Below are 18,309 nucleotides of genomic sequence, written 5' to 3'. Positions count from 1 at the left end.
ACAATGACAGCCTCATTCCAAGCCATACAATCATTATTTTAATAGTTGGGAGAGAAGCGTGTGAGCAAAGAGAATTCCTCCATTTCAAAGGATGTGGCCTTTGGGTTCCTACCGGCAAGTAAAAACGACCGGATTTTTAACCTACGGGATTTAATTTTAGTTCAAGTTGTTATTGGCCTCTCATCTTTTGGGCTGTTGACTGGCGGATATACAGGTACAATGCTTGACGCGAAGCAGTCACTTGCAGCGATTTTATTCGGTAACGCCTTCCCTATGCTGTTGATTGTTCCCATTACCCTTTATTTTGCGCGTTATGGCATAGACACTTTTGTAGGGTTTCGAAGTTCACTTGGTTATTTAGGATCCAATATCTTTTTCTTTGTTTTTCTTATTTTGACCCTCGGCTACATTTCCATTGCGCTCTTTATGTCCGGCCAGGCGTTGGCAGAGGCTGCTAATTGGCTGGGGATGCCCGCAATTTTTTCAAGCCAAGCAATGGGGGCGCCGTTTTTCTCGATATTACTCTTTATCTGTGCATTTCTTGTAACCGTGAGGGGACCGGTAGCGATTCAAAAATATACCGCAGTGGCCGTGCCGGTTTTTATGGTTCTCATGTTTGGCCTTCTCGCAATTGTCTTGTTTGGACAGGGATTCACGAAAGTTGCCCATATACTTCCTTCTGAACCCTTTGAAACGACTTCTCGTTCATTCGCGACAGCCCTGGAATTAAATATCGGTCTCGGCTTTTCATGGCTTCCGTATCTTGGCCAATACAGCCGTTTGTCCAAAACAGAAGGAGGCGCATTTAAAGCGGGATTCTACAGCTATGGAATCATCGTCTGTATCGCTGCTTTAGTTGGGGCCCTTGCTGCATTAGTCGCTGGTTCACTTAATCCTTCTGACTGGATGTTTTCCATCGCAGGAAGTTGGGGCGGCTTCATTGGCTTGATTTTACTTTCGGTAGGGAATGTCGGTGCAGCCATTTTCCTTATGTACTCACAAGCTGTCAGCTTTAAAACTGTATTCCCGAAAAAATCATGGATGATTGCGATGGGAACGACCGTACCGACTATATTCTTACTTCTAAGCTCAACGTTCTACGATGCATTTGGCTCATTCATTGCTGTCATTTCCTTCATTATGGCTGTACTTGGCGGCATTGTCGTGGCAGATTACTTTTTTGTAAAGCGCCAACGCATTTCAATAAGGGATTTGTATGACACACAAGGCTCTTATACTTATTGGAAAGGCATTAACCCGTCTGCCGTTCTTACGGTGGTCATTGGAACGATCGTTTACTGGGCACTCTATAATCCATTGACTTTTGAAGCAAGTGACTTTTTCCTTTATACAGCTGCCGGAATTCCAACATACTTTGTCGCTTTAGTCACCTACTATGTTTCATCTAAATACATTTTCCGTTATGAAGTTGACATGGTGCGTCCATCCGTGGAATTAAAGGAAGCTAAGTAGAAAAAAACTCACTTTAAAGAATCTAGGGAACGAGAGGAGATTGTTCAATGTTTACACAAAGTTTAGATTTCAAAACAACAGATTTAGATACATTCCCATTTCCATTCACTTCAGGTAACTATCGTTATTCAAACGACTTGAAAAAACTCTCAAACGTTAACTGTATTGAAGTTACACCAGAATACAAACTCCAAGTGGAAACGAAGCGTCGTCTCCTTGAAGAACAGCCGCATATAAGGTTTCAATCTTTTTCACACACAATGGAAATGCAATGGGAAGTGTTGGAAATGCTGATTGACATGGCAGCTGATCGCTATCCGGAGCATTTCGAGGTCATTAAAGATGGGGACAAATGGACTTTCAAGAACCACATTTTCGGGGAAACCGATTCATTCGTGTATGGCGATGCCAGCACGCTTCCAAATGAGCCGCTTGACTATATAGGCCGCCATTTCCATAATGATTTTGTTTTAATGGTTCATCGCGATAGTAATTTCTATTTGGAAGTGGGTCAAGTTTCATACGCTGCACTCTTCTCGGCTAACTGGAATAAAGGGATGTCCTTTGATGAGATACATGCACCTGTTCCATTCGTATCACGGAAAGGAGATGAACTCGCAGATCGCGTTCGTAAGTTTTTATTATCCATCGAGCCAGGAAAGCCATGGACACGCATCAATTGGAACCTGATGGCGGACCGTTGGGATGTCAACTATGAAACGATGGATGTCTGGGGACCGCAACGTTCTGAAATAACACCGGAAAATGCAGGTAAACTTGTTCGTTTGCGTGTTGAAGAACAAAAATTTTATCGCATGCCACGAAGTAACGCCATTCTATTCGTATTGAATACTCAATTCCTGCCGCTAGAGGATTTGACATTGCGCCAGGAGTGGTTTGATCTGACTTATAGCGTACTGCAGGATATTCCCGGACCAATGGCTGAATACAAAGGAATTGCCCCATTCCTACCACAATCGGTCGAATATTTGAGGAGTATCGATGAAAAGAAAAAAGCGAAAATAAACAATAAGTAGGAGGATAGGGCCTTGTACAATAGTCCAGTATTGTTTGATAAATCCATTACGATCGTAAACAAATTTACCCCTCGGAATGAACGAAGAAAGTTTGTCGTCATTTCCGATCAAGCCGGATATGATCAGGCGAAAAGTTTCACTTCTGAAATTGCAGGTACAGTGCCTATTGAATGTCTATCCATTAACGGAATGGAAGATAAAGAGGAGATTAAGAGAGTCATCCTGTCACAAAGGATGGGCACCCAATTTTATATTGCAGCTGCATGGAACAATGCCGTGATGATCTTCTCGCTCGGAGTGGAGGCTGGTCTATCTGAAGCTGAGATCCAGACGGTGATTATCGGGCCTAAACGACGTTACGTATATTGCATGAAATGTTTCGAAGTGTCGGAAGTCGAAGAAGAAGCAGAAATTGCAGAATGTGACCATTGCAAAGCCAGTCTTGAAATAGGTCCTTTTTATTCAATCGTACGGGAAGGTTATATTGGTTACCCATACATCCCGATCGGAAAAGAAGAAGTAGGGAGCTGATCATCATGCGGGTAGTAGGAAATATTCAAATGAAAGTAAACAAGATCATTCAAGAAACTCCATTCGTGAAACAGTTCGAGTTGATTCCAGTTGATGGAAAGCCGTTGCCTGCATTTACAGGCGGTTCGCATTTGACCACTTACATGCCGGCTGGAGATAAGATTTTCGAGAGAGAGTACTCCCTTATCAGCAACCCAAGGGACCGCAATAAATATGCGATATCCATTCGGCGTGATGAGGCATCACGCGGAGGTTCGGCTTTCTGGCATGATCAAGTAAAGGTAGATTCCAGGTTGGAAGTCAGTTTTCCTAAAAATAACTTCCCTCTCAGCTTTCGAGCTAAGCATCATGCTTTTTATGCAGCTGGAATCGGCATAACCCCATTTCTGGCAATGATGGAAGACATGGCCGCCGAAGGGCAAACCTTCGAACTCCATTATGCAGCACGCACTCCGGAGTTATGTGCTTTTTATGATCTGCTGAAAACCAAATACAATGATCAATGCACCTTTTATTTTTCGCAGGCAGAAGACAAACGCAGAATGATGCCCGAGACGATGATGGATCATCGCATTGGCACGCACGTCTATTTTTGCGGACCAATCGAGATGGTGCAAGAGTATCGAAAAGCTGCCAGTTCCTATGGTTATCCGGAACATGCGATCCACTTCGAATTATTTGCGGCAAAAAATGATGGGGCGCGAGATCCTTTCATCGTCGACCTTACGGACAGCGATCGGTCCATCCGCGTTCAGGAGGGTGAAACACTGCTTGATGCGCTTTTAAGGGAAGGAATCGATGCACCTTATTCTTGTAAAGTAGGCGGGTGCGGAAGTTGTGAGGTGGATGTTTCAGAAGGTGAAGTGGATCACCGAGATTTCTTCCTTAGCGAAGAAAACCGTCAAACACGGAAATCAATCCTGACATGCTGCTCACGTGCGAAGGACGACAGACTGGTCTTAAAACTGTAACGATTAAATCCCGTACAGATTATAAAAAAATAATGAAAACCGGAGGAATGAAACATGACAATATTAGAAACGGCAGTATTAGAGCTTAAAAATTACATCGACGGTAAGTGGCAGACCTCATCTTCAAATGAAGTAATATCGGTAATCAATCCTGCAACACAGGAAATCATCGCAAAAGCTCCGCGTGCCACCAAAGAAGATACAGAAAGGGCAATCTCAGTAGCGAAGGCAGCCTTTGAAAGTGGAATCTGGTCAGGCCTAACAGCACAGGAGCGTGCTTCCTACCTATATAAAATCGCTGATAAAATTGATGAACGTGCCGAAGAGTTAACGATTCTTGAAACAATGGACAACGGGAAACTTAAAGCAGAGGCAGGTTTCGATATTGCTGATGCCGCCGCGTGTTTCCGTTACTACGCTGGTTTGGTCCTTCATCCAGAAGGGGAAACGTATCAAGTTCCCGCTCCCGTGCAAGCGATGGTTGTTCGTGAGCCAGTAGGTGTAGCCGGTTTGATTGTACCTTGGAATTTCCCACTTCTAATGAGTGTCTGGAAAATCGCACCGGCGCTTGCGGCAGGAAACACCATTGTATATAAACCGGCTGAAGTGACACCTGTAACAGCAATGAAATTATTCGAAATCCTGGAGGAAGCAGGCATCCCGAAAGGTGTGGCTAATATGGTGATGGGCCGCGGCACCGTTGTCGGTCAAACCATCGCGGAAAGCAACGATGTTGACATTGTTTCATTTACAGGAAGTACGGATGTTGGCCGCTCCATCATGAAGGCGGCAGCGGGCAACTTAAAGAAAATTTCCCTTGAGCTTGGCGGTAAATCACCTAACATCGTTTTTGCAGATGCAGATTTAGAGACAGCCGTCGATTATGGATTATTTGGCATCTTCTTCGGTGCCGGTCAAGTTTGTTCATCAGGCAGCCGAATTCTAGTTGAAGAAAGTATTTATGATGAATATGTAAAACGCTATGTTGAACGCGCAAATAAAATTAAAGTTGGACCTGGACTTGCAGAAGACAGCAACATGGGGGCCATTGTCAGCGAAGCGCAAATGAATAGCATTTTGAACTATATTGAAATCGGCAAACAGGAAGGTGCGACACTTGCGGCAGGCGGGTACCGTCTTGTTGATGACGGTCTTGACAAGGGGTACTTCATTGCACCGACTGTCTTTACCGATGTAACACCTGATATGCGCATCGTACAAGAGGAGATCTTCGGTCCAGTCGTTGTCATTCAAAAGTTCAAAGATGAAGAAGAAGCCATTAAACTGGCAAATGATACAGACTACGGACTTGCAGGCGGCGTCTTCACGAACGATGGAGCAAAAGGATTGCGTGTGATCAAGAAGGTACGGGCAGGCATCACATGGGTAAATGATTATCATCCAACATATGTCGAGGCGCCATGGGGCGGTTACAAACAGAGCGGGATTGGACGCAGTTTAGGAAAATACGGCTTGGACGAATACCAGGAAATTAAACAAATCAACATCAATCTCGATGTAAAACCCGTCGGCTGGTTTCCCAAATAATCGTCACTTACTTTCTTTAATCAAACCAAAAACCTAATCCAAATACGGATTAGGTTTCAGTTTGGCCGACAAAATGGGGTTAGTGAAAGGGTTATGTGTAAATGATTTCCACTCCAGGCACTCGCTTTCCGCGGGCGGTCCAGGAGCCTCCTCGGCTGTTCGCCTGCGGGGTCTCCCTTGGCCACGCTTTTCCCGCAGGAGTCTCGTACCTTCCATTCCAATCAACTGGAACTTCTTTTTTAAGAAATATTGAAGGGAAACTGTCTCTTCTTCTCCAATTCGTTTAAACAGTCTGGCGGTTTCATCAATTTTTTGACAAAAGGAGTTTCGAATTGCACTCGCCCCGAACCAAGGTTTTAAAATTAAACTTGAGTATCTTTCATGTTTTTTACTAGTTTATACGGAAGAAACCCTCACTAGATTGAAGAGATTTGCGACACTCCTGCCGAATTACTGGCTAGCCGAGACCCCACAGGCGCTTGCGCTGAGGAGGCTTGGCAGACAGTCGGCGGAAAGGGAGCGGATCTCTGAAATCATCTGCTAACTTTTTTCAATGCAAACTGAGTTTTCATCGAGTTTGTCGACAGTCTGAAACCTAATCCAAATACGGATTAGGTTTTTTCAAACTGTAGGAAAACCTTTTAAAGCACTTAACAAATGATCTTAAGCTTCAACTGAGAATAAACAATCTTAAGGTATGAGCCATTTCGCAGGCATTTTTATTATGCAACAAAAGGACAAGTTTTCCTGTGATGAGTGAAAATGGATTTGAGCATAAAAAACACCATTGATATGATAAAAGTAACATACCATTGCTATTTATCGTTTTAATCAGAAATAGGGCAATGAGATTGAATCGTTTTACCGGTACAGCATTTATTCTTGGTGTCGTTGATTGTCGTACATAGTATCATTAAAAAGAAAAAGGAAAAAACATTACAATAATGCTCACACAATATAAGTTAATAAGTTTATTGCCTTCTTTAATATGAAAAGACTAGGAAGCCGACAGGACCTTCAAAAAGTCTTCAATCAAGGAGGAAGCGTTCTATCAAATAGTAAAGACCAGTCAGGGAGTGGATATTGATGACTAAGTTTTATTCGGATATGACAGTGGAGGAAGCAATATCGTGTTTCCCGATAGGAAGCACTGAAGTGGAAGTTTTGGATGATTCAGAGGATTTCATCGGATTTTTGACAATAGAGGCGTTATCAGCGGCAGTGCAGCAGAGTGATTTGACGAAGCCCATTTCTCAATTCATTACGGTTAATGCACCGCTGCAAAATTTACGGAATTACTCAATACCATATGATCAATTTCAAGCATTCTTTGAGAGTGATTTATGCAGGGTTGTTTTTAATGCACTGTATGATGGCGTGTATATCACGGATGGTGATGGAACGACATTATTTATCAATCAAGCTTATCAACGTATTACTGGAATAAGAGAAGAGGAAATCATCGGAAAACCGATGAGCTATTTAATTGAGCAAGGTATGATATCCGTTTCGGCTTCATTGGATTCCATTCGAACGAAGAATCAAGTTACTCTGACACAAAGAATTCGAAATGGAAGAAAGATTATCGTATCGGCCACACCTATTCTATCGCCACAAAATGAAGTCATATTTGTCATAAATAGTGTCAGGGATATTACTGAATTAATCCGGATGAAGTATACGATTGACAGCCAAAAGTTATCTTTTCAACCTATTTCCCAATTATTGCCTGGCTCGGAACAGGTGAATTTACAGGAAATAATCATTGGTCCTTCTACAACTCCTTTATTCAAACTGGCTGATAAAGTGGCTAAAACGGATGCGAAGATCTTGTTGCAGGGGGAAACGGGAGTAGGGAAGAGTTTAATCGCCAAGTACATACATGCCAAAAGCTCCAGGAAGGAAAAGATTTTCCTTGAATTAAATTGCGGAGCCATTCCAGCGAACTTGGTGGAATCTGAACTTTTTGGATATGAACCAGGGGCTTTTACCGGATCCCTTAAGAATGGAAAAATGGGGATTTTTGAGAAAGTGAATGGTGGCACGTTATTTTTGGACGAAATTGGGGATTTACCTTTAGAGTTACAGGTGAAACTATTGAAAGTGGTAGAAGAAAACAAGTTTATGAGAGTGGGTTCTACCGAAATGAAAGAAGTGGATGTCAGGTTAATTACAGCCACCCATCGCGATCTTGCCTCCCTCGTGCAAGAAGGATCCTTCCGCGAAGATCTTTATTACCGGCTTAATATCGTTTCCTTTGAAGTCCCGCCTTTACGCCAGAGAAAGGAAGAAACGATCCCGCTTTTAGAAATGTATTTGAAGAAATTCAATGAAAAATATAATGAGAAGAAAAAGATGACACCGGAATGCTATGAATGGCTGACGAACTATTCGTGGCCTGGCAATATACGTGAGCTTGCGAGTCTTGCAGAGCGGCTGGTCGTCACGACATATGATGATACGATTGATTTACCTAATTTACCATCTTTCATCCAGCCGGTATTATCAAAAAAAACGACAACACATTCTTTGAAGGAAGCCGTTTCCGAGCTGGAGCGTTCCCTGATATTGAATGCGATGAAGAAATATGGGACTACAAGGGCCGCTGCCATCTCTTTGGATATCAGTCAAAGCGCTTTGGTGCAAAAAATGAAAAAATTTCACATGCGATTAGAAAACGAATCGAATTAGTTTATTTGATTTGATTTCTACTCATTATTTATCCGGTAACACATGAAAAAAAGGGTATCTCCCTTATGAATTAAGCGTTTTCAAACTTTGGCATGATTCCTGCATTAGTAAATACATGAAAGGGGAGATAACCATGAATATTTCTATTTTTTCTATGGCTAACAAATTGGTGACAGGAGCAGATTCTTTACAGCAGCTGACTGATGAGGCTACGCGATTAGGGATGAGGAATCCGTTGATCGTTACAGATAAAGTTTTAGTGGGTGCCGGGGTTGTACAAAGGGTTGAGGATTTACTTTCATCAGCATACGGTATATTCTCGGATGTGAATCCAGAACCGGAAATTGAAATCGTTGAGAATTGTGTACGGACAATCAAGGACGGAAAACATGATGGACTGATTGCGGTAGGAGGTGGAAGTGCGATTGATATTGCAAAAGCCTCTTCCGTCATGGCTACGAATTCAGGCAGCATCGAGACCTATTTCGGTACGAACTTGATTGAAGTTCCAGGTCTCCCTTTAATAGCGATACCCACGACGGCAGGGACCGGGTCAGAAGTGACGAATATTTCGATTTTATCGGACAAAAAAGAACAGGTAAAGAAGGGAATCGTAAGTCCGTACCTTTTACCGGATGTAGCGATTGTATCACCCGTCATGACGCTGACTTGCCCGCCAAGTGTGACTGCTGCGAGCGGAGTGGATGCACTTGTTCATGCCGTAGAGGCCTATATTTCCAAATTTGCGTCGCCCGTTACAGATGCCTTGGCAATTGGGGCCATGAAGTTAATCGCTGTACATTTACCAAAGGCTTATGCTGCGCCGGATAATCTGGAAGCACGGGAAGCGATGATCACTGGAAGCCTAATGGCAGGGTTAGCTTTTGGCAATGCGGGTGTTGGAGCTGTTCATGCCTTAGCTTATCCGCTTGGAGGCCGCTTCCATTTATCACATGGAGTCAGCAATTCATTATTACTGCCATTTGTCATGAAGTGGAATAAAATTGCCTGTTTGGAAAGGTTTCGCGACATTGCTGAAGCACTTGGAGAGAAAGTCAATCATTTAAATGATGATGAGGCAGCGGATAAAGCGATAGAAGCGATGACCAGAATATGTCGCTATGTTGATATACCACAGTCACTAAGTGAATTTGAGATTCCTGAATCGGCTTTAAGTGAAATGGCTGCCGAAGCCATCAAACAAGTCCGTTTACTTCGCAATAATCCCCGTGCATTAAACGTTCGGGATATCGAAAAAATATACCGTTCAGCCTATGGCTTTTAAGTGGAGGAAACATTATGAAATGGAAAAAACGCCGCTACGGAGAAGAGACATCGTATATACCTGCGGGACCTTTTAAGATTAGACTGCCATTTGTCCATTATCGTTTTGAGTGGCCTGACTACGTTCAAGGATTATTGATGTGTGCAGTTGACCTTGGAGCGATAACGCTGCTTGCAGACCATCTCGGTATGCCTTTTGACGTGGCTCTAGCCGTCGTTATCTTGAATGGATTATTATACTTGGCGCATCATTTACTCGGGGACCCGGTTATACCAGGTTGGATTACACCTGCGGTTCCATTGCTTGTATTATTCGTCGGGCAATTTCCGGAGGGGCCTGATCGGGTCTATGCACTCGTTGCGTTTCAATTAACATTAGGTATTTTATCGATATTGCTAGGAATGACCGGACTTGCCAGTAAGGTCGTGCGGCTAGTGCCGAATGCAATCAAATCAGGCATTATTTTAGGGGCGGGTATTGGTGCTGTCGTTTCCATTTTTGAAGTGGGTGGAAAGTTTGATTTATTTCCTTATACAATTAGCATTTGTATCGGCTTTGCTTTTTATCTGCTTTTTTCGAAAAGTTTTGGAAAATTGAAAATGCGAAATAAAGCTTGGGTATTCATAGGGAATTTAGGGATATTGCCGGCAATTTTACTCGCGGTCTTTGTAGCCCCGATTTTTGGAGAAGCAAAATGGCCTGATATCCAATGGGGATTCAGCAGTCCGGATTTTGCTACGCTATGGTCAGACTATACTGTTTTCGGTTTAGGTTTTCCTGCCTTGACCTTCTTTTTAAGTGCGATTCCAGCTGTTTTTGCTACTTATTTAGTCGTATTCGGGGATGTGCTCAAAACAAAAGCGCTGCTTTCTGAATCCGATGAGGTCAGGGAAGATGAAAAGGTGGACTATAATCCAAACAGAGCCCATTTAATTTTTGGCGGCCGAAATGTGATCATGAGTTTTATCGGACCTGATATAACAATGTGCGGTCCGTTGTGGGCAGCCATGCAGGTCGTGGTTGTGGAACGGTTCAAGAATGGCAAGAAAGCCATGAATTCTTTCTTCGGCGGTGCCGGCTCGTTCCGTTGGGGTACGAATACAGGGTTATTCCTATTGCCGGTAGTCAGCCTGGTGGAACCCATTCTCGGTGTCGCCTTGGCCTTGACGCTTTTGGTTCAAGGATATGTTAGCGTACGCGTAGGCGTGATGCAGGCGAAGAGCCAACGCGACCTCGGAATTGCAGGTGTCGTTGCTGCCATCCTTGTTATAAAAGGTGCTGGCATGGCGTTTGCTGCAGGCATTCTATTATGTGTCCTATTATATGGCAAGGACTTTTTCAAAGGAGAGAATGATAAGACTTTTACAGATCATGGAGAAGAAGAGGAGAGTAAGGCATCATGAAAAAAGTAGTGGAAAAATGGCCAATTTATATTAATGGCGCACCTATTCATACAGAAAGTCATTTTGTAGTGGAAAATCCAGCAACATTGGAGCCTGTGGGCTATGTTCCGGACGCTAACGAAAAAGAGGCAAAGGCTGCTGTGGATGCAGCTCAAGCTGCTTTTCTGACTTGGTCGAAAACGAGTGCATACCATAGGGCGGAATTACTTGAGAAATGGTATACCATCATTGAGAACAGGCTGGATGAAATCGCAACGATCATGACCCTGGAACAAGGAAAGCCATTGGCAGAGGCAAAAGGTGAAATGAAGTACGCCTCAAGTTTCGTGAAATGGTACGCTGAAGAAGCAAAGCGCAACTATGGGGAAATCATACCAGCCTCCGTTGCATCAAAGCGTATATTAGTGCAAAAGCAGGCAGTCGGTGTCATTGCTGCCATTACCCCGTGGAATTTTCCTGCTGCCATGATCACGAGAAAAGTGGCGCCAGCTCTTGCTGCGGGATGTACCGTGGTCATAAAACCCGCGGAACAAACGCCTTTGACCGCTTTGCTATTGGTTGAAAGTGCTCATGAAGCGGGCATTCCGGCTGGTGTGATAAATATTGTAACTACACAAAAACCGGGAGATGTATCAGACGTGTGGATGAATGATTCACGTGTTAAGAAGATCACATTTACCGGCTCCACTCCAGTAGGGAAACATTTAATGAAAAAGGCGGCAGTAACAGTGAAAAAAGTCTCGCTTGAACTCGGTGGATTGGCTCCGTTCATCATTGCTGAGGATGCGAATATCGAAGAAGCAGTAAATGGTTTGATTCAATCGAAATTCAGGAATGCTGGACAAACATGTATTTGTGCGAACAGGATATTCGTCCATGAGACAATTGAACAGCCGTTTTTACAAGCTTTCGAACAAGCTGTTTTAGCTTTGAAGGTTGGAAATGGAATGGAAGGAGCCGATCTTGGTCCCTTGATAGATGGAGCTGCAGTTAAAAAGGTTCGGCTTCAGTTGGAGGATGCTGCAAGTAAGGGCGCCATCCTCCATAACACCTCAAGAGTCGATGAAAAACAAGGCCATTTCATAGCACCAGCCATACTTTCCAATGTAACGGATGATATGCTGTGCATGCAGGAAGAAACGTTTGGGCCAATTGCGCCAGTCAGTACATTCAAAACCGATCAAGAAGCGATAGATCGAGCCAATAACACGAATTTTGGCTTGGCAGCTTATGTGTATACCGAGTCACTTAATAAGGCGGTTGCCTACTCGGATGCACTTGAATATGGGATTGTCGGTATTAATGACAGTGCCCCATCCACTGCACAAGCGCCATTTGGAGGCATGAAGGAAAGCGGTATAGGCAGGGAAGGCGGACACTACGGCATGGATGAATATTTAGAAGTGAAGTATGTCTCCATGCAGCTTGGCAAGTAAAAAAACAGAAGGGTCCGCCATGATTCTTAAGGCAAAAAAAGAGTGGAAGGCACATCAATTATCGATGTGCCTTCCACTCTTTTTCAATGGTTAAAATGCATTTTTACGTCCCTTCAGATAGGAAGGAGGAAAGGTCATGTTTCCAAGGATGACATCGAAGTCAGCACCGGTAGCCATGGGAACGTTACTTGTATGACCATGGAAAGTCTCATTTGCAAGTAATGCAAAGGCCACCGCTTCTTTCGCTTCAGAAGAGTATCCCAACTCTTCTTGAGTCAAAACTTGAATAGAATTTCCAAGCAGTGATTGAATCATGTTTAATAGCGTTTTGTTATAGCTGCCACCTCCGCCAATGATCACTTCTTCAATACTGGTTTTTGGGAAGATGAAATTTCGATAGTTTTCCACAATGGACTTTGCTGTGAACATTGTTACGGTTGCCAAAATATCTTGGTTTGGAAGCGATTCAAACATCTTTAATAGTTTTACTACATATTGCTTTCCAAACAATTCCCTGCCGGTTGATTTTGGTGGAGGGCTCATAATATAAGGATGACTGATACAATAAGATAAAAGTTCGTCATTGATTTGTCCTTGTTTAGCTATGTTTCCACCTTCGTCATAGCTTATATTGAACAATTGGCGGCATACTTCATCAATGATCATATTCCCAGGCCCTGTATCAAAAGCGTACATGTCATCCAAAGATGCTTGCTTGGGTAAGACGGTTACATTTCCAATGCCACCTATGTTTTGGAGTAATCGTCCCTTTGCTTCACTTCTATAAAGAATGTATTCGGTAAAAGGAACAAGAGGAGCTCCTTGTCCACCAGCAGCCATGTCCATCGTCCGGAAATTAGAGATTACAAGTGTGTTTGTATCGTGAGCAATTACTGCAGCTTCCCCAATTTGCAAAGTGGAGGGGATATAATTTTGTTCTTTTAAAGGCTGGTGGTAAATGGTTTGTCCATGGGATCCAATAAGATCAAGTTTATTAATGGGAAATCCAGCTTTATGACAAACTTCCTTTACTGCATCGGCAAATAATTTCCCTAATTTAAAATTCAAACTGCATATTAACTGGACATTGGATGTATCTGCAGAGAAAGACTGCATAATTTCTTTTTCAATTTCTTTTGGAAACGGGCATGTCACGAACTCAATCATTTCCATTTCAGTCTCGAGTCCACTATTATTCACCCGAACAAGTGCGGCATCAATTCCATCCAGTGATGTTCCGGACATTAATCCAACTATGTACATCGTCATTCCACCTACTTCGATTCTTTTATCATCGTGATATAGCATAATATACAACAGTGTATGCTATTAAGATAAAACCTTTTCCAATATATTGTTTATGGATGCTTTACGTCCATTGTTCATTAAACTATAATGCTATTTCTTGAAGATCATTGTACTTTTATATCAATCTGTTTAGTTTGTTTGCTTTCATTGTGGGTGCGGTCCAATGCTGTCACAACATATGTGTAAGTCTTTCCTTTTTCTACACTGCCGTCATTAAACAATTGACTTGTATTTTCCTTATGCACTGTGGCAAGTAAGTTCGTTGAATCTTCAATGTTTCCTTGTTTCTTCCCATCAAAACGATAAATGGCATAATAGGTTGCATCTGATTGCTTATGATCTTGAATTTCGAATTGTATCCCGTCTCCTGATTGTGTGGCCTTGCTCACCTTTGGGGCCTTTGGTGCATGATCATCAATCCAAGGCATGGCTGGAACCAATGCGGGATGCTTATAAATATCCTCGCTTAAGCGATCCGCTATCCCAAGAGGGTTTTTCCGTAAATCCTTGGCACTGAAATGCATGCTTCCATCAAATTCCTTATATGTTCGATTCAGTTTTAACTGGTTTGGCATTTCTTCAGGGTTGAACCAGTTTTGCACACCATTGGACTCTGTATTAATTTTATAGTCTCCCTGTCCAATATAGAGTTGAACATTTTTTCCTGCGACTTCTTTTGTCCACCAATCCAGAAGTTTGGCATAGTCAGCTACTGGCAATCCTATATTCCAATATAATTGAGGGGCAATATAATCAATGTATCCATTATTGATCCATGTTCGGGTATCTGCATATAAATCATCATAATTCGTTTGTCCAGCGGCAGTGTCAGATCCTGTGGGATCAACTGCTTTGTTGCGCCAAACTCCAAATGGACTTATACCAAACTTCACAAAAGATTTTTCTGCCTTGATTTCTTCGTTTATATTCTTAACAAGGTTATTTACATTATCCCTGCGCCAATCTTCAACATTTGTAAATCTATCTGCTCCATATTTTTGATAGGAAATATCATCTGGGAAAGGTACTCCTGCAATCTTGTAAGGATAGAAATAATCGTCCATATGGACTGCATCGATATCATAATTCTTAACAACTTCCAATATTCCATCGATCACAAACCGTTGTACGCCAGGAATGCCTGGGTCAAAGTACAATTGCTGTCCATATGGTATGACCCAATCCGGATGCTTTCTAGCAGGATGAGATTCTGAAAGATTATCAATATCCGCTATTTCAGCTGTTTTACCTAAAGGCATCGTAATGCGGTACGGATTAAACCACGCATGGAATTCCATATTACGATCATGTGCCGCTTCTACCATGAATGCAAGAGGGTCATACCCAGGATCTTTTCCTTGGACCCCTGTTAAATATTTTGACCAAAGACCGTATTCAGAAGGATAAAAAGCATCCGCAGTGGGTTTGATTTGCATAACGACAGCATTCATCCCCATCGCTTTTTGTTCATCCAAATATTTTATGAATTCTTCTTTCTGTGCTGATATGGATAAACCAGGTTTGGACGGCCAGTCAATATTTAACACACTTGCAATCCAAGTTGCCCGCAGTTCCTGTTTTACATAAGTGGTTGCTTGCGGGATTGTCCCTGATTCTGCATTTGCAATCAAATCAGCTGGAAGGAGAAGTGATCCTCCCACCAATGCGGCTAGTGCCAATGAACCGAATTTTTTCTTTGTAATTCTTTCATTCATCAATAGTACAACCTCATTTCATTACTAATATTTATATTTAATTATTTGTAAGCGTTAACAAATAATGAATATATGAATTTGTCATCCATGAATAGTGAGATAAGATCTAACAATAAAAAGAATCGTAGGTTTGGTTCACTAAATGGCTACTCGGTTTACATTTTTTATTTTTAGCAGAAAGATAACAATCAATTAGTTATCTTACTTTTATTTTAAAATTAAATTTTAAAAATGTATATACAATATTGAAATTAAATTTTAATAGTGATATATTAGCTAATAAAGTTTCACCACTTTCACCACTGAAATAAAAAAGGATGATATGTATGCTAGAGCATTTAACGACAGAGAGTCGTAATGAAAAGACCATGAGTTTAGATGAAATGGGAACTCTTGAATTTTTAGAAGTGATGAACGAAGAAGACATTAAAGTTGCCCATTGTGTAAAAAAAGAACTTCCGCAAATTTCTAAAGCTGTGGACATGATCGTTGAAGCCATGAATAAAAACGGCAGATTAATTTACATGGGTGCTGGAACAAGCGGGCGCATCGGTTTATTGGATGCAGTAGAATGTCCCCCGACATTCAATACCGATCCGAGTGAAGTAGTGGGTCTCATAGCTGGTGGGGAAAAGGCTTTCATTAAGGCGGTTGAAGGTGCTGAAGACAGTTTTGAATTAGGTCCTGAAGATTTGAAGAAAATCGAATTGACAAACAGGGACGTTGTAGTGGGCATTGCAGCTAGTGGACGCACTCCATATGTTATTGCTGGATTGGAATATGCCAATCAAGTTGGTGCAGGAACTGTGTCGATAAGCTGTAACAAAGGTTCCGAAATAGGTAAGATTGCAAAAGTTGCGATTGAAGTGGTAAATGGGCCTGAAGTCCTGACGGGTTCTACACGTTTAAAAGCTGGAACATCGCAAAAGTTAGTATGCAATATGCTTTCCACCGCCTCAATGGTTGGAATTGGAAAAGTTTATGGGAATTTAATGGTAGATTTACAGTTAACTAATGAAAAGCTGGTTGAACGTGCAAAACGTATTATCATGGATGCTACTGACTGCAGCTATGAAATTGCAGATGAATTTTTAGAAAAGGCACATGCCCAGCCTAAAATCGCCATTGTCATGATTTTAACGAATGTATCATATGAAGAAGCGTCAAATCGTTTAGTGAAGGCACAAGGATTCATTAGAAAAACGATTTAACGCTTTTTATAAAAAAATCAAAAAATTGGAGGAACAAATAATGAAGGTATTATTCGTATGTTCAGGTGGAATGTCCAGTGCAATCGTTGTAAGCGCTTTAAAAAAGGAAGGGGAAAAACAGGGTATAAACATAGAAGTATTGGCGGTCGGCACACAAGAATTCGATGCAGAAGTACGAAATGGCTGGGATGTTGCGATGGTAGCTCCGCAAGTCAAACATCGTTTCGACGGCTTTAAGGCTTCTGCTGATGAAGCGGGCGTCCCATGTGAAGCCATTCCAGCTCAAGCCTACAGCCCTCTTGGCGGACCTAAGCTACTTAAACTTGTAACGGAACTAGTAAAATAATAAACGGACCACTATTCTTATCACTAAACGTAAAAGGGGAAAACACGAATGGACAAGTTTGTAGCTTTTTTAGAAAATAATCTTTCAACACCTATGGCTAAATTGTCTGAGCAAAAGCATTTACGCGCAATTAGGGATGGTGTGGTTTCCGCGTTACCATTCATCATCTTTGGCAGTTTATTCTTGATCATTGCATTTCCGCCCGTTGCAGCAGATACTGCATTAGGTGAATGGTCTGCAAAACATATAGCTGAAATTTTAATTCCATATCGATTAACGATGTTTATCATGACGCTATATATTACTTTTGGTATTGGCTACAGCTTATCTCAAAGCTATAAACTTGATCCGCTATCTGGAGGTTTACTATCATTGGCAGCCTTCTTGTTCACAATTGGTGTAAAAATGATGGATGATGTGGGGTTTGTTTTGCCAATGACAAATCTCGGAGGCCATGGCCTTTTTGTAGGAATGCTTGTATCCATTTTTGCTGTCGAAATTCTACGTTTTTGTAAAACAAAAAATATCACGATTAAAATGCCGGATTCTGTTCCAACTTCAGTAGCCCGTTCATTTGAAGCATTAATTCCAGTTTCAATTGTCCTGCTTGTCATGACTTTAATTACAGTCGTTTTTGCTGTTGACTTACATTCACTTGTTGATAAAGCGGTTGCACCGCTCATCAGTGCTGGCGATACATTGCCAGGTGTATTAATTCCAGTATTTTTGATTACATTCTTCTGGTCATTTGGTATTCACGGCGTATCGGTAGTAGGTGCCGTAGCTCGTCCGGTATGGGAAGTATACTTGGGGAATAACTCGGCAGCAGTTGCAGCTGGAAAGGCAATTCCCCACATAGCACCTGAAACATTCTTCCAATGGTTTATTTGGATTGGTGGATCTGGTGCAACATTGGGATTAGTAATAGCCATGCTCTTAACGGCGAAGTCCAGCTATAGTAAAGCAATGGGGAAAGCAACAATTGTGCCGAGCATTTTTAACATCAATGAACCTGTTATCTTTGGGATGCCGATTGTACTAAACCCGGTACTGATTATTCCATTCATCATTACACCGCTGATTGGAGCAACACTTGCATATATAGCAACGTCCATCGGACTTGTGAACCCGACATATGTAATGGTTCCCTGGACATTGCCCGCTCCAATAGGTGCCTACCTTTCAACGGGCGGGGATTGGAGAGCCATTGTTCTCGTGATGGTGAATTTAACGATTTCGGTCCTTATATATCTGCCATTCTTTAAGATGTACGATAAAAAGCTTTTAGCACAGGAAAACATGGTAGAAACAACGGATAATAAAAATATCGCTTTATAAGGAATACCTAAAAGGG

At 42.1% G+C, this 18,309-nt stretch carries 14 protein-coding genes; 12 read left to right on the top strand and 2 right to left on the bottom strand.

Annotated elements, in window-relative coordinates:
- The first annotated feature begins 60 nt into the window (after window positions 1–60).
- The 9 genes from OTG27_RS04410 to OTG27_RS04370 all read left to right on the top strand — a co-directional run bounded on the left by OTG27_RS04410 (window position 61) and on the right by OTG27_RS04370 (window position 12,375).
- Window positions 61–1,473 (top strand): purine-cytosine permease family protein, encoded by a 1,413-nt coding sequence (locus OTG27_RS04410; RefSeq protein ID WP_034307741.1) that lies wholly within the window; start codon window positions 61–63, stop codon window positions 1,471–1,473.
- A gap of 47 nt (window positions 1,474–1,520) precedes the next feature.
- On the top strand, window positions 1,521–2,510 hold the full coding sequence (locus OTG27_RS04405) for a heme-dependent oxidative N-demethylase family protein (RefSeq protein ID WP_098937566.1): 990 nt from the start codon (window positions 1,521–1,523) through the stop codon (window positions 2,508–2,510).
- Window positions 2,511–2,522: 12 nt separating this feature from the next.
- Window positions 2,523–3,041, top strand: a complete 519-nt coding sequence (locus OTG27_RS04400; protein ID WP_268936328.1) for a hypothetical protein — start codon at window positions 2,523–2,525, stop codon at window positions 3,039–3,041.
- A gap of 5 nt (window positions 3,042–3,046) precedes the next feature.
- Window positions 3,047–4,012 carry a PDR/VanB family oxidoreductase gene (locus OTG27_RS04395; RefSeq protein ID WP_268936327.1) on the top strand — a complete coding sequence of 322 codons (966 nt, stop codon included), beginning with the start codon at window positions 3,047–3,049 and terminating at the stop codon, window positions 4,010–4,012.
- A gap of 54 nt (window positions 4,013–4,066) precedes the next feature.
- Window positions 4,067–5,560 (top strand): aldehyde dehydrogenase family protein, encoded by a 1,494-nt coding sequence (locus OTG27_RS04390; RefSeq protein WP_268936326.1) that lies wholly within the window; start codon window positions 4,067–4,069, stop codon window positions 5,558–5,560.
- A 1,086-nt stretch (window positions 5,561–6,646) separates the two neighbouring features.
- Window positions 6,647–8,251, top strand: coding sequence for a sigma-54 interaction domain-containing protein (locus OTG27_RS04385; protein ID WP_191929710.1), 1,605 nt, complete (start codon window positions 6,647–6,649; stop codon window positions 8,249–8,251).
- A gap of 133 nt (window positions 8,252–8,384) precedes the next feature.
- Complete coding sequence (locus OTG27_RS04380) at window positions 8,385–9,536, top strand: iron-containing alcohol dehydrogenase (protein ID WP_239858396.1); 1,152 nt, start codon at window positions 8,385–8,387, stop codon at window positions 9,534–9,536.
- Window positions 9,537–9,550: 14 nt separating this feature from the next.
- Window positions 9,551–10,939 (top strand): solute carrier family 23 protein, encoded by a 1,389-nt coding sequence (locus OTG27_RS04375; protein ID WP_145504752.1) that lies wholly within the window; start codon window positions 9,551–9,553, stop codon window positions 10,937–10,939.
- Window positions 10,936–12,375, top strand: a complete 1,440-nt coding sequence (locus tag OTG27_RS04370) for an NAD-dependent succinate-semialdehyde dehydrogenase (protein WP_268936325.1) — start codon at window positions 10,936–10,938, stop codon at window positions 12,373–12,375. The genes OTG27_RS04375 and OTG27_RS04370 overlap by 4 nt, the downstream gene beginning before the upstream one ends.
- 90 nt (window positions 12,376–12,465) lie before the next feature.
- On the opposite strand, the gene anmK is transcribed toward OTG27_RS04370, so the two are convergent.
- Both anmK and OTG27_RS04360 read right to left on the bottom strand, forming a co-directional pair.
- Window positions 12,466–13,638, bottom strand: coding sequence for an anhydro-N-acetylmuramic acid kinase AnmK (anmK, locus tag OTG27_RS04365; RefSeq protein ID WP_268936324.1), 1,173 nt, complete (start codon window positions 13,636–13,638; stop codon window positions 12,466–12,468).
- A 149-nt stretch (window positions 13,639–13,787) separates the two neighbouring features.
- A complete protein-coding gene (locus OTG27_RS04360; protein WP_268936323.1) occupies window positions 13,788–15,398 on the bottom strand; it encodes a glycoside hydrolase family 10-like protein in 1,611 nt (536 codons plus the stop codon).
- 326 nt (window positions 15,399–15,724) lie between these two features.
- Between OTG27_RS04360 and murQ the strand changes: the two genes are divergently transcribed.
- From murQ to OTG27_RS04345, 3 genes are read left to right on the top strand one after another with little or no spacing between them, the layout of a single operon-like run.
- Window positions 15,725–16,609 (top strand): N-acetylmuramic acid 6-phosphate etherase, encoded by an 885-nt coding sequence (gene murQ / locus OTG27_RS04355; RefSeq protein WP_268936322.1) that lies wholly within the window; start codon window positions 15,725–15,727, stop codon window positions 16,607–16,609.
- A gap of 40 nt (window positions 16,610–16,649) precedes the next feature.
- Window positions 16,650–16,955, top strand: a complete 306-nt coding sequence (locus OTG27_RS04350) for a PTS sugar transporter subunit IIB (RefSeq protein WP_063575833.1) — start codon at window positions 16,650–16,652, stop codon at window positions 16,953–16,955.
- Between the two features lie 48 nt (window positions 16,956–17,003).
- Window positions 17,004–18,293 (top strand): PTS sugar transporter subunit IIC, encoded by a 1,290-nt coding sequence (locus OTG27_RS04345; protein ID WP_098186345.1) that lies wholly within the window; start codon window positions 17,004–17,006, stop codon window positions 18,291–18,293.
- Window positions 18,294–18,309 lie beyond the last annotated feature (16 nt).

Origin of the sequence: Peribacillus sp. AS_2, assembly GCF_026891895.1 — a bacterium.
Lineage (GTDB): Bacteria > Bacillota > Bacilli > Bacillales > DSM-1321 > Peribacillus > Peribacillus frigoritolerans.
This window is presented reverse-complemented; position numbering and strand designations above follow the sequence as displayed.